This window comes from Gellertiella sp. DMC107 (genome assembly GCF_056313605.1).
The window spans coordinates 222414-235293 of the sequence record NZ_JBQUZZ010000002.1 but is presented as its reverse complement, the minus strand read 5'-3'; the positions used below and the strand labels follow the sequence as shown (position 1 = coordinate 235293).

The window sequence follows — 12880 nt, the reverse complement described above, 5'->3', positions numbered from 1 at the left end:
CGTCATGCGGCAATGCCGGCCATCATCAGGCCGAGCGTCTGTTCACCGGCCTCGGCCGTCTTTTCGCCGACGATATGGCCGGCAAACATCACGAGGATACGGTCGGAAAGGGCACGGATTTCATCGAGCTCCACCGAGACAAGCAGCAGTGCCTTGCCCTGGTCGCGCATATCGATGATCCGGCGGTGAATGAATTCGATGGCGCCAATATCCACCCCGCGTGTCGGCTGACCGATCAGGAGTATGCGGGGGTCGCGCTCGATCTCGCGGGCAACCACGATCTTCTGCTGGTTGCCGCCGGAGAAATTGGCGGTTTTCAGGCGCGGGTTCGGCGGGCGGATGTCGTATTTCTCGATCTTCTCCGCCGCATCCTTCTTCATGGCATCGAGATCGAGCATGAAGCCGCGGCCATATTTCGGATCGCGGTGATAGCCGAGGGCGGCATTCTCATATTCCTCGAACTTGAGGACGAGGCCCATGTGATGCCGGTCTTCGGGGATATGGGCAAGGCCGAGCTCGCGCAGCCGGGCGGGGCTCGCCTTGCCGATGGGCTGGCCATCGACCAGAATGTCCCCGGAAGCGGGCTGGCGGATGCCCGAAAGGGCCTCGAGCAATTCCGACTGGCCGTTGCCGGCCACGCCCGCTATGCCGACGATCTCGCCGGCGCGGACGTCGAAGGACACATTGTCCACCATCGTCACGCCGCGATTGTCCTTGACCGTCAGGTTGCGGACCGAGAGCACCACATCGCCGGGTTTTGCCTCGCCCTTTTCGACCCGCAGCAGCACGCGGCGGCCGACCATCAGCTCGGCCAGTTCCTCGACAGAGGTTTCCTTCGTCTTGCGGGTCGCCACCATTTCGCCGCGGCGCATGACCGACACCGTATCGGTGATCGCCATGATCTCGCGCAGCTTGTGGGTGATGAGAATGACGGTCTTTCCCTGGTCGCGCAGCACGCCGAGGATCTTGAAGAGGTGATCGGCCTCAGACGGGGTCAGAACGCCGGTCGGCTCGTCCAGAATCAGAATTTCCGCGCCACGATACATGGCCTTCAGGATTTCCACGCGCTGCTGCAGGCCGACGGCGAGTTCCTCGATGACGGCGTCCGGATCGACGTCCAGGCCATAATCGGTCTCGAGCCGCTTCAGCTCTGCCCGCGCTGCGGTCACGCCCTTTGCGAGCAAAGCGCCACCTTCGGCACCCAGCATCAGATTTTCCAGCACGGTGAAGTTCTCGACCAGCATGAAATGCTGGTGCACCATTCCGATGCCGGCGCTGATTGCCGTCTGGCTGTCCTTGATATGCACGGGTTTGCCATTGATGCGGATTTCACCGCTATCGGCCTGATAGAAGCCGTAGAGGATCGACATCAGCGTCGACTTGCCCGCCCCGTTTTCCCCGATGATGCCGTGGATGGAGCCCTTGGCCACGGTGAGATTGATATTCTTGTTGGCATGAACGGCGCCGAACTTCTTGTCGATGCCGATGAGCTCGATGGCAGGTTGATCCGTCACGGATGCGGCTCCACGTCGGGGGGTCGGGGGCAATCGGTCAGGCACCGATCGAACCATTGAGACGGAGCGCCACGGCCGGGATCGCCGGAAAGGGAATACCCTCCCCTCACCCGCTTCGGCACGGATGCAAACGACGCGCCAACCGTTCACGGGAACGGAGTCCGCAATGATAGGCTGTCCCTACGATCGTCAGCCGGTCTGCCGGCGTGGACGATCCCTTTCCCCAGGTTTCTTATTGAAAAAGCGGATGCGGATACAGATCCCCTCCGCATCCGCCCCAGTTCATTCAGCTCACTTCGGGCAGGAATTGTCGCTCATGTAGTCATGAACCTTGACCGTGCCAGCGATGATGTCGGCCTTGGCCTTGTCCACGGCTGCCTGCATTTCCGGGGTGATCAGCGACTTGTTGTTGTCGTCGAGCGCCCAGCCCACGCCATCTTCCTTCACGCCCAGCGCCTGGACGCCAGCGGTGAACTTGTCGTTCTTGGCATCGGAGAAGGCATTGTAGACGGCCAGGTCGACGCGCTTGACCATCGAGGTCAGAACAGAACCCGGATGCAGGTAGTTCTGGTTGGAATCGACGCCGATGGAGAGCTTGCCGTTGTCGGCAGCGGTCTGCAGCACGCCAAGGCCGGTCGCGCCAGCTGCCGCATAGATGACATCCGCGCCCTGGTCGATCTGGTTCTTGGTCAGTTCACCACCGCGAACCGGGTCGTTCCAGGCGGCGCCGGTGGTGCCGGTCATGTTCTGGAACACTTCCACCTTGGCATTGGCTGCGCGAGCGCCCTGCTCGTAGCCGCATTCGAACTTGCGGATCAGCGGGATGTCCATGCCGCCGATGAAGCCGACCTTGCCGGTCTTCGAAGCCATGCCGGCGAGAACGCCGACGAGATAGGAACCTTCATGCTCGTTATAGACGACCGAGCGTACATTCGGCTTGTCGACGACGGAGTCGACCAGGACGAACTTGGTGTCGGGGAATTCAGCCGCTACCTTTTCGATAGCCGAGGTCCAGGCGAAGGACACGGCCACAACAGGGTTGTAGCCCTTGGACGCGAAGTTGCGGATGGCCTGCTCGCCCTGCGTATCGCCGGTCGGCTCGAAATCGCGGAATTCGATGCCGGTCTCGGTCTTGAACTTCTCCGCGCCGTTGAAAGCTGCCTCGTTGAACGACTTGTCGAACTTGCCGCCGGTGCCATAAACCAGCGCCGGCTTGATGTCTGCCGCCAGCGCGGTTGCGGACATGGCCGCCATGGCGAGGAGACTGAGAAGGGTTTTCTTCATTGTGCAGCCCTATTCTTCTGATGATCTTGTTGGGTCCTCCCGCAAACCCCTTGCGGGGCATGTCTGCGGTTGAGCCGGCCCCTTTTCCAAAGCCTGGCTTAAGCCATCCTTGCACGGCTCCAGAAAAAATTCATCAGAAATTTTTCACTTGGTAAAGAAGCGGGCGCCCGCCCTTTTGGGCGGTTCAAGCATTTGTTTCTAAAAAATAAAATCCCCCGACAGAGAACCGTCGGGGGTGAAGTTTCCACTGAATAAGGATGCGGTGATATTCAGGCCGCAGGGCAGGACACGCCGGTGCCCCTCAGACCGCAATATCCCCCGGGATTCTTTGACAGATACTGCTGGTGATAGTCCTCGGCGTGGTAATAGGGGCCGGCTTCGGCGATCTCCGTCGTGATCGGCCGGCTCATGCCACTGCCGGCAAGCGCGCTCTGGAAACGGTCACGCACGGCGCGCGCCACAGCCAGCTGTTCTGCCGTGGTGGCATAGATGGCGGAGCGATAGGTCGTGCCGATATCGTTGCCCTGACGCATGCCCTGGGTGGGGTCATGCTCTTCGAAAAAGCTGGCCAGCAGCCGCTCGAGGGGAAGGACCTGCGGGTCGAACACCACCTTCACCACCTCGGCATGGCCCGTCAGCCCCGTGGTGGTTTCGTGATAGGTGGGATTGGGCGTGATCCCGCCCATGTAGCCGACGGAGGTCACCCAGACTCCCGGGATCTTCCACAGAAGCCGTTCGGCGCCCCAAAAGCAGCCCATGCCGAGATAGATGCTTTCCGTTCCCTCGGGATAGGGACCCCACAAAGGCCGGCCGCTCACATGATGGGTATCGGCGGTGGGAATGGGATCGGCGCGCCCGGGAAGGGCTGTCTCCGGGGTGGGCATGGCGGTCTTCTTGGCGAACATATCGAGTGCGAACATGATGAGACCTCTTCAAGCTTCGGTCAGGATGGGGACAGGCCGGCGTCAGGCGGCGAATCTTCCCGCTGCGCGTGGCTTTCTGTAGCCGGCGATCCAGAACAGGAGAGACAGGGCGAGAGCGACACCGAATGCGGGCTGGGCCAGCAGCCAGGGGAACAGCCCCGCAAGGCTCGCCGGCAGGCGACCGGCGACGAAACCGGCTTCCAGACTGGTGAGGCTGGCCTTGTCGATCAGGCTCCAGGCCGTTCCGAGCGATGTCAGGGTAACGGACGAATCCGCTACCGAACTCATCGTATCCAGGATTGCCGCGAAGACGGCGGCAACCAGCAACACAAAACTGACGCTACGCAGCAGGAAACGCATACTCTCTCTGGCTCCTTGCGATTGGGCTCGCGCCCGTCCTTTCCGGACCTGCCGGGAAGATAGGGCAGCACCTGCACCGGCACAAGGTTGCCCATCATACACAGTTTTGTCATTTGCCTCGAAATTTCCTTCAGATTTCGGTTGATCAGGAGGATAACCTCTGTATATATCCCGCCCGTCCGCAGGTTGGTTCGCAGATCCAACCCGCCGGAATGGACAGGTGGCCGAGTGGTTGAAGGCGCACGCCTGGAACGCGTGTATACGTGAAAGCGTATCGAGGGTTCGAATCCCTCTCTGTCCGCCATCAAATTCAACAAGATGTTGATCTTATTTTGAATTCATGGCCAAAGCGCCTTGAGTTCGTTAGCCTGCCCCTCAGCCTTCGGCACCATTACGCGGCTTGGTGCGGTGCCTATTGTATGCTTCGCGGTGAAGACAAGGCAGCCCTCTAAAATCCTCACTCATTTGATAGCGCTGGATATGGCCTGATACCGGCAGCCCCTCTACGACATGCGCAGGCGTGCATGTTTCCATCCTCTGGACGGTGAGGAAACATCCCGTTGAGCCAGCACCTGGACCCTATGTGGTGCACAGTCCAACAGGCTTCCCGCAAGATGCCCGGAACCGTCGCGACATAAGCCAGGGCCCAATCACCCCTCCTCTCATCACCCGTTTGGCACGCGTATCGCTCTTGGGGGTCAACCATGATCGCCCCGGCTACATGACGCATTGCTGGAAAACTGAAACCGTCCTGTTGACATCCTTAATATCAGGTCTCCCCTATATTAGCGTTTTATGCATTGATATTTAAGCTGGCAAAACACTGAAACCAGACTGGGAACCAAAATCGTGAGCCCCCTGCATTCCCATTTTTGGGCGAAATCACATCATGACGGTAAAGAGCCCGACCACAAGATCGTCTCTCATCACCTGTTGGATGTCGGGGCTTGTGCTCTGCGTTTTCTTCAAAACAATCCCACTCGCACCAAGCGGGAAGCGCTTTTGGCTGGAGTGCCTGCGGATGTGCATGTCCGTCTTTGCGGCCTCCTTGCCGCCCTGCATGACCTTGGCAAGATTTCCGTGGTCTTCCAGGCGCAGCGCCAGGATCTCTGGCCAACGACGATTCTAGGCCCCTGGCCGGAAATGACCTCCCGGCGCTACGGTCATTGGGAGGCAACGGCGGTTCTCTTGAAAGCAGCTGATATCAAGAGCGCATTGACGCCGGTGTTCGGACCGAACGGCATGAGCGACCTACTCGTGTCCGCGGTCGCCGGGCATCATGGGAAGGCACCAAAGTGTGACTACCTCTCCGCCTCGCCTTACAGGGCCGTGACCGATGGTGAGATCGGCCGTGCATGCGTTGCCGCCGCTGCGCAATTGTGCACCGAGCTGGTTGGCCTGTTTCCTGCCCTTCGCGATCTGACGCGGATTCGCCAGCCGGAAGAACTTTCCTTTGCCCTCAATGGGTTGATCACGCTGGCGGATTGGGTCGGGTCCGATCTTGCCTACTTCCCTTGCCTCGATCCGTCCATTGGCGTTGCTGACTATTGGCCACTGGCCCTTGAGGCTGCTGATCGTGCCTTGGCTGACAAGGGGCTGATCCCCGCGAAGGCACGCATTGCATCCCTTGGTGACCTTTCAACCCACGCGGGGGCGGCGCGCCCAATGCAGGCGCTGGCCGCAACCCTTGCCATTCCCGACGAACCGCAAATCGTCATTATCGAAGACGGAACCGGCTCCGGCAAGACGGAGGCCGCATTACTGCTCGCAGCGCGAATGATCGCGGCAGGTCGGGGCGAGGGGATTTTCGTCGCACTGCCGACCATGGCAACCGCAAATGCCATGCACGCCCGGATCGAGGCGGCGATGAACGGCCTGTTCGAAGGCGATGCCACTCTGGTCCTGGCCCATGGCAAGTCGAATCTCGCCAATGCGTTGGCGCGGCTTGGTACGGTGAATCAGGGGGATCAAGACAGTATAGCTAGCCATTTCAACGCCTGGATCGGCGACAGCCGCAAGAAGGCATTCTTCGCCGATGCGGGTGCTGGAACCATCGACCAGGCTTTCCTCTCGATCCTGCCGAAGAAACACCTTACCATGCGCCAGTATGCCTTGGCCGGGCGCATCCTGATCGTCGATGAGGCCCATGCCTGCGATGCCTATATGGGCGAGGAGCTGAACCGGCTGGTTGAAATGCAGGCTCGGCTTGGCGGTTCGGTCATCGTTTTGTCAGCAACGCTCACCCGGGAGGACCGGAATCGTCTGGTCCAATCCTATTCGGATGGCCGCGGCTTGTGGACAGGCCTCACGGGAACCGCGGAAGCTCCGTCCTATCCCCTGCTGACCCGCTGGAGCGAATCGACAGATCTCGAGGAACATGCCGTCGAAACCCTGCCGGAGCTCGTCCGGAGCGTCGGGGTTCGCCCGCTGGCGTCAAGGACGGATTGCATCGCCAAAGCGCTTGAGGCCGCGGCAAAAGGTGCTGCCGTCATCATGATCTGCAATACGGTGGATGCCGCAATTGAATGTCATGATGCCATGCTTGAGGCGGGACATGACCCCGACCGATGCCATCTCGCCCATGCGCGTTTCGTGGTCGATGACCGGCTGGCCATTGAAAGCCGTGTTCAGGAGCTTTTCGGCCGCCAGAGCCGACCGGAGACGAGAGCCGGGCGCATCCTGATCGGCACGCAGGTGCTTGAGCAGTCTTTGGATCTCGATGCGGATCTGATGATTTCCGATCTGGCACCGGTGGACCTGATCGTCCAGCGGGCGGGGCGTCTTTGGCGCCATGCCCGATCCCGCAGACCGGTCGCCGAGCCGATCCTTTATCTCCTGACGGCAGCGCCCGAAGAAAATGTTCCAGAGGACTGGCTCAACCACGTGCTGGGGAGCGCAGTCCATGTCTATGATTTCGCCGGGGTGATGTGGCGGACGGCCCGCATGCTGCTGGAGAAGGGGAGGCTCGACACGCCTCACGATCTCCGACGCTTCATCGAGGCAGCCTATCGCAGCGAAGAGGACGATCTGCCAGCGGCGCTTCGGGCCAAACATCGCCAGTCGGTGGGCACGCGCTACGGGGAGCGAACACAGGGGCAAATGAACGTCATCCAGCCGGAAAATGGCTATCGCGATTTGACCTGCCCTTCCGCAGATGAGGATGTGGGCACGCGCCTTGGCGCCAGACAGGTCACGATCCGGCTGGCACGGCGGGAAGGCCAATGTCTGGCCCCCCTCGTCCGGCGCCAGGACGCCGACGACCGGCTCAACTGGCCGCTCAGCGAAATATCCGTCCGGGAACGTTGGCTGGAGCGCCATGCGGGCAGCCATGCGCCGGAACCTGCCGATGCAGCATTTGTCGAAAGAACACGTCTGGCCTGGCCAGAATGGGAGCGAAATATCCTGCTCCTTGAGGTGGGAAAGGACGGATGCCTCAAAACCCTTCAGCCGACCGGACTGGTTTATGATTTACGGCGTGGCCTGCGGGTTGCCGGGCTGGACACTGGGCCAAGCGGGCGATAGTCGTGGAGTCCTCCGCAGAAGCGGGGATGAACCGTTGGTCGAGTTCGGGTGCATATCCCCGAAAAGGCGTTCCCTGCACACGCGGGGAGGAACGACACTTTGCTCATGAATTGCATCGCTTTCGCAACTTCTACAAGGCGCCATATATCAGACGTCGGAGTGGCCACTGCTGGCACGCCGGAATTTTTAAAGTTAGTAGACTTGGGGTGTTTGAGGGGCGAGAGAACCCGCTTGACTCTCTTATTTAGATGCCTATAATTCAAACTGAGGCTGCGATATTTCTTGGCTACACCCTTTATTTGCAGTCCTTCAATGGCAATGATTTCATACGAATAATTACGCCCACGGCACCGGCCGGTGATCCGCTGAGGCGTAGTATCCACAGCGCATAACTCGATAGGCGCAGCGTCATCCGCGGTTGCGCAAATCTCCCGTCCAATTGCCGATGCGCGCCTGCGAACTGGGCTCGCAAGGAGCGCATAGTCATGTCTATTTCACAGCTCAATATACTGGCCGATCCCATTTTCCCTGTTGTTACGGTTTCGGGTGCAAGGGTCTTGATGACCTTTATCGACCTTCTCGTCGAGGATGGCGATTACGCCGTGGCCTTCGAATGGTCGCGTGCCGATTTTAACATTGCGAGCGCCGAGCTTTGCATCGGTGTTCTGTCACTGGTTCATAAGCCGGCAAGCCCCGCCGACTGGCGCGCCATCTGGTATGGCGAGACTGCAACCGATGTTGCGGCCCGTATTGCGGCGCTGCAGCCCCACTTCAATCTCTTCGGTGATGAAAACGGCAGGGGCCCGCGTTTTTGCCAGGATTTCGAGGACCTGACCGGAGAGCCGAACGCGGTCGAAGCCCTGCTGATCGATACACCCGGCGTCAACGGACAGAAAAAGAATTCCGATCTGTTGACCCACCGCGATCGCTTTCCCGCGCTCGGCCTGAAAGCGGCGGCCCTGGCGCTCTATACGCTGCAGCAATTTGCACCCTCGGGCGGGGCGGGCAACCGGACATCCATGCGCGGCGGTGGTCCGATGACCACACTCATTCTCCCCATAGGCGTTAGCGCTCCCGTGCCGCTTCTGCGCATGCTGCTTGCCAATCTTCCAGTGCAGTTCGACCGGGAAAGCCAGCTTCAGGACGTTGATATCGCCCGCGTGCTTCCCTGGCTCGGGCCGACCATCACGTCCGAAGGCAAGCCCCCACGAGAAATTGCCCAGGCTGACCCTGCCGTGCATCCGGCACAGGCCTTTTTCGGCATGCCGCGCCGCATCCGGCTGGTTATCGGGGGGGAAGGCCCCTGCCCGATGACAGGAGAAGTCGGGCCGTTGGTCACCGGCTTCATCCAGAAGCCGTGGGGCATGAATTATTCGGTCTGGACCCACCCGCTGACACCCTATCGCCAGTTGAAGGAGGCCCCGCCCTATAGCGTCAAACCGAAGGCGAGCCGCGTGGGATACCGGGATTGGGTGGGCATGACGGTCGGCAGGGCAGAGAAAAGCAATACGGCTTACCCCGCCGCGGTGGTGGAGGCGGTCCTGAAAGGACGGGCAGCCGAAGCGATGCGTGGCCAGACCTTGCGCCTCATGGCCGCTGGCTGGTCGATGTCCAACATGGAGGCGGAAACTTTCCTTTACTCCGTGCAGCCGCTTTACATCGCAGCGGATGAACAGTCCGCGCAGCGCCTTGCCGATCTGGCGGTCGCCCTTGCCGACAGCGCGGACAGGGCTGCCGGGCTGTTGCGCATCGTGCTGAACGAGGCCCTGTTCTCCGGCACGGCGAAATCGACCGACGCCGGACTGTTTGCCGAAGCGGCCGACGTCTTCTTCAGCGATACGGAAACGGCCTTTCATGACCATCTCCGCGCTATCGCCGACCAGAATGCTCCCGAAGACGTGGCCTTGAAGAAGGCCTGGCTGAGGACGCTGCGCCAAACGGCCCTGCGCATCTACGACGTGCACACGGCTCCGGCGCTCGCCGATCCCGCCCGGCTCAACCGCATCGAAGCCGTTGTGGAAGGACATCGGCGTCTCCTTGGGCAACTCGGGAACACCGGCAAGATCGCCGCCGATCTCGGCATCCCTCAACCGTCAGAACCGAAATCGACCCGCAACCGCGCAAAGGGAGATGTGGCATGACAAGCGATACGACAGACAGGAAATCGACCGTGGATGCGATCATCGCGGCGTGGCAGGCGCTTTACCCGAACGAGGAAAGGAAGCAGCGCGGCGATGCCGGAGCGCGCGCGCAGCTGCGCCGGGCGGCCACGCCGGCGGATGTGGAGCTGGAGCCCGCGTTTCACGAATTCCTGAAGAGGATGAAAGAAACAGGCTTCGATTTCGAACCCTACCGATATGCACCCCATCGCCTGCGGCGCATTGCACTGATTGCCGGTCTTCTGGCGGGCCGCAAGACCGACCGCAAACAGGGAACGTCCGTGATGCGGGCGCTCGGCAAGCAGAAGGAAATGTCGGACACCCTTCTCAAGCCACTGCGGTTTCAGGCCCTCATCGGTGCGCTCGACCGGGGCGATGAGACGGAGATCATGACCAGCCTCCGCCGCGCGCTGCAGTTGGCTCGGGACGAGGACATCAACCTGAAAGCCTTCGTCAAGGACCTCCTTTCCTGGGGTGAGGAGGCCCGCCGACGCTGGACCTACGACTATTTCGGCCATCCATACGATTCCAGCTCATCTGAAAATACATCCCTTTCAACCGAGGAGACCGCCGCATGAGCCGCTTCCTGCAACTGCATATTCTGACCGATTATCCGATTTCCAACCCCAATCGCGACGATCTCGGGCGGCCCAAAGCCGCTAGGATCGGCGGGGTGGAGCGCCAGCGCATTTCCAGCCAGGCCATCAAGCGCGCAATCCGCACCCATAATGCCTTCCGCGAGGCCCTGGAGGGGCATCTCGGCGAAAGGACCCAGCGCATGGGCGAAGTGGTCATCGCCCATCTTAAAGCCAGGGGCGCGCCGGAGAAGCAGGCCATCGATATTGCCAAGGAGATCGTGACGGTCTTCGGCAAGCTGGAAACGGCCAGGAACGCCGATCTTGCCCGCACCGCCCAGCTGGCCTTCATTTCGCCGGATGAGCGCGCCGCTGCTCTCGATCTAGCCGAGAGGCGATATGCAGGCGAGGCGCTTCCAAAAGACAAGGAATTGGCCCGACTGGTCATGCGCCCCGCCGACGGGGCGGTCGATATCGCCATGTTCGGCCGCATGCTGGCCGACAATGCCGATCTCAACCGGGATGCCGCCGTTCAGGTGGCGCATGCCTTCACGGTCAACGGCACCGTCATCGCTGACGATTTCTACACGGCCGTGGACGATCTCAAGGGAAAGGACGAGGATGCGGGCGCAGGCTTTATTGGCGAGGCCGGCTTCGGGTCGGGCATCTACTACCTCTATGTCTGTGTCAACAGGGATCTGCTGACGCGGAATCTCGGAGGCGACAAGGTGCTGGCCGCGCGCGGGCTCGATGCACTGGTGCGCGCTGTGGCAATGGCGGTTCCAACGGGCAAGATCAATTCCTACGCCAATCACGCCCGCGCCCGCTACATTCTGGCGCTGAAGGGCGACCAGCAACCACTCAATCTGGCGGGAGCCTTTACCGTGCCTGTCACGGGGCCGGATATGGTTGCCAATGCCATCGCGAAGCTGGAACGGGAGCGGAAAAACTTCGAGGATATCTATGGCAAGGATGCGGATCTCCCGCCAGCCATCCTGAAGGCGGGCGATCCGGCATCCAGGACCCTCGCTCAGCTGGCGGCCTTCGCCGCGGAGGGATTGTGATGGCCGAATGGCTGGTCATCGTGCTCAAGGCACCCTTTGCGAGCTTCGCCGATAGCCCGGGCAATGCCATGCGTCCGTCTTCCGACATGCCGACCCGTTCGGCCCTGATCGGGCTGGCGGGCGCGGTACTGGGCGTGGAACGCACGGATGGCGAGGGGCAGGCCGCCCTCGCCGCGGCCCTCGTGACGGCAGCGGCACTCCATGAAGCCGGCGAACCGCTCGCCGATTTTCACACCTTCCAGTCGCTGAACCAATCGGCCAGGGGCGCCCGCACACGGGCCGATGCATTGGCTCGCCGTGACCATCTCGAAACCGCGATCACGCGCCGGGGTTACCGCACCGATGGTCTCTGGCAGGCGGCCTACCGCCTGTCGGAAAAGCCGGGCGTGCTCACGCTGCCCAATCTGGCCGAGGCCTTCCGGCGCCCGCATTTCGCGCCTTATGTCGGCAGGCGCTCCTGCCCGCCGGCCCATCCCTTCAATCCGCTCATTCTCGATCACGAGGATGTCCGCGACGCCTTTTCGGACCATGCGGAGCGCACGCCGCTTCTTGGAAGGCGCAGGGCGCGGGAATTCAGCCTGGAGGCGCGCGACGATGCGCCGGGCGCCAACTGGGTCTCCCGTCATCTCCGCCGCGACGATCCGCGTGACCGTTCCATCCGGTGGACCTTCGGCGAGCGGGACGAATGGCGGCTGGGGGGAAAGGACAATCCGGAGGAAAGGACATGAGCCCAGCCGAACTTTGGTTTACCCGTGCCACCATCCGCCGCGATGCGCCGGACGTAGCGCCTCTGATCGAGATCCTGCTCGGCGATGCAGGCCCTGGGCGAGGCCTTAATACCACGCACCGCCTGCTGTGGACGCTGATGCCGCCCGACATGCAGGCAGCTGGCAAGCCCGCCTCGCCAACGGGGGCGGACAAGGCCGCCTTCCTGTGGCGGCGCGCGCCCGACATGACCGGCGCCGACAGCTTCTACCTTCTCGGCCCGCGCCCCCGCGAAGACAGTGCCTTTTTCGTCGTCGAATCGAAGCCGTGGATGCCCCGGTTCATGCCGGGTGATCGGCTGGCCTTCGATCTGGTCGTCAATGCCACGGTCGACCGCCAGCTGGATCCCGGAAAGGGGCGGCAAGGCCGCAGGCGGATCGATGTGGTGGCCGATGCGCTTCGCCATACGGGACCAAAAGACCGTCCGCGCGGCGTGGAGAAGGAACGGCTTGCCGCCGAAGCGCTCAAGGACTGGCTTGTCGCGCAGGGGAAGAGGAACGGATTTTGTCTGGCGGGCACGCCCGATCTGATCGATCAGGGTATCCTCAATGTCGGCGACCGGCGGAAGGAGACCCCGAAGCTTGGCGTGGCCAGGCTCTCCGGCCTTCTCGAGGTTACGGACCCTGACGGTTTCTGCAGCCGTGTCGCCGCCGGGTTCGGCCGGGGCAAGGCTTTCGGCTGCGGTCTCATGCTCATCAAGCGGTCCGTCTGACC

The 12880-nt window shown here is 61.6% G+C and carries 10 protein-coding genes and 1 tRNA gene; 7 read left to right on the top strand and 4 right to left on the bottom strand.

The genetic code is table 11. The features are described 5' to 3' along the window. Positions 1–2: 2 nt before the first annotated feature. The 4 genes from ACT54B_RS06560 to ACT54B_RS06545 form a co-directional block, all read right to left on the bottom strand. Positions 3–1514 carry an ABC transporter ATP-binding protein gene (locus ACT54B_RS06560; protein WP_476043750.1) on the bottom strand — a complete coding sequence of 504 codons (1512 nt, stop codon included), beginning with the start codon at positions 1512–1514 and terminating at the stop codon, positions 3–5. A 291-nt stretch (positions 1515–1805) separates the two neighbouring features. After that, positions 1806–2798, bottom strand: coding sequence for a BMP family lipoprotein (locus ACT54B_RS06555; RefSeq protein ID WP_476043749.1), 993 nt, complete (start codon positions 2796–2798; stop codon positions 1806–1808). A gap of 269 nt (positions 2799–3067) precedes the next feature. After that, complete coding sequence (gene msrA / locus ACT54B_RS06550; protein WP_476043748.1) at positions 3068–3718, bottom strand: peptide-methionine (S)-S-oxide reductase MsrA; 651 nt, start codon at positions 3716–3718, stop codon at positions 3068–3070. 45 nt (positions 3719–3763) lie between these two features. Continuing rightward, entirely contained in the window at positions 3764–4081 is a 318-nt protein-coding gene (locus ACT54B_RS06545; RefSeq protein WP_476043747.1) for a hypothetical protein, read from the bottom strand. Between the two features lie 214 nt (positions 4082–4295). Here ACT54B_RS06545 and ACT54B_RS06540 point away from each other — a divergent pair. The 7 genes from ACT54B_RS06540 to cas6e all read left to right on the top strand — a co-directional run bounded on the left by ACT54B_RS06540 (position 4296) and on the right by cas6e (position 12878). Next, positions 4296–4385: transfer RNA gene (locus ACT54B_RS06540), tRNA-Ser, on the top strand. 545 nt (positions 4386–4930) lie between these two features. Beyond that, the gene (gene cas3, locus ACT54B_RS06535) at positions 4931–7603 is read left to right on the top strand and encodes a CRISPR-associated helicase Cas3' (RefSeq protein ID WP_476043746.1); all 2673 of its coding nucleotides are present in this window, start codon (positions 4931–4933) and stop codon (positions 7601–7603) included. Positions 7604–8088: 485 nt separating this feature from the next. Then, positions 8089–9744, top strand: coding sequence for a type I-E CRISPR-associated protein Cse1/CasA (gene casA / locus ACT54B_RS06530; RefSeq protein WP_476043745.1), 1656 nt, complete (start codon positions 8089–8091; stop codon positions 9742–9744). Beyond that, positions 9741–10340 carry a type I-E CRISPR-associated protein Cse2/CasB gene (gene casB / locus ACT54B_RS06525; protein ID WP_476043744.1) on the top strand — a complete coding sequence of 200 codons (600 nt, stop codon included), beginning with the start codon at positions 9741–9743 and terminating at the stop codon, positions 10338–10340. The genes casA and casB overlap by 4 nt, the downstream gene beginning before the upstream one ends. Beyond that, positions 10337–11401 (top strand): type I-E CRISPR-associated protein Cas7/Cse4/CasC, encoded by a 1065-nt coding sequence (gene cas7e / locus ACT54B_RS06520; RefSeq protein WP_476043743.1) that lies wholly within the window; start codon positions 10337–10339, stop codon positions 11399–11401. Before casB ends, cas7e begins: the two co-directional genes overlap by 4 nt. After that, on the top strand, positions 11401–12129 hold the full coding sequence (gene cas5e, locus ACT54B_RS06515; protein WP_476043742.1) for a type I-E CRISPR-associated protein Cas5/CasD: 729 nt from the start codon (positions 11401–11403) through the stop codon (positions 12127–12129). Before cas7e ends, cas5e begins: the two co-directional genes overlap by 1 nt. After that, the gene (gene cas6e / locus ACT54B_RS06510) at positions 12126–12878 is read left to right on the top strand and encodes a type I-E CRISPR-associated protein Cas6/Cse3/CasE (RefSeq protein ID WP_476043741.1); all 753 of its coding nucleotides are present in this window, start codon (positions 12126–12128) and stop codon (positions 12876–12878) included. The genes cas5e and cas6e overlap by 4 nt, the downstream gene beginning before the upstream one ends. Positions 12879–12880 lie beyond the last annotated feature (2 nt).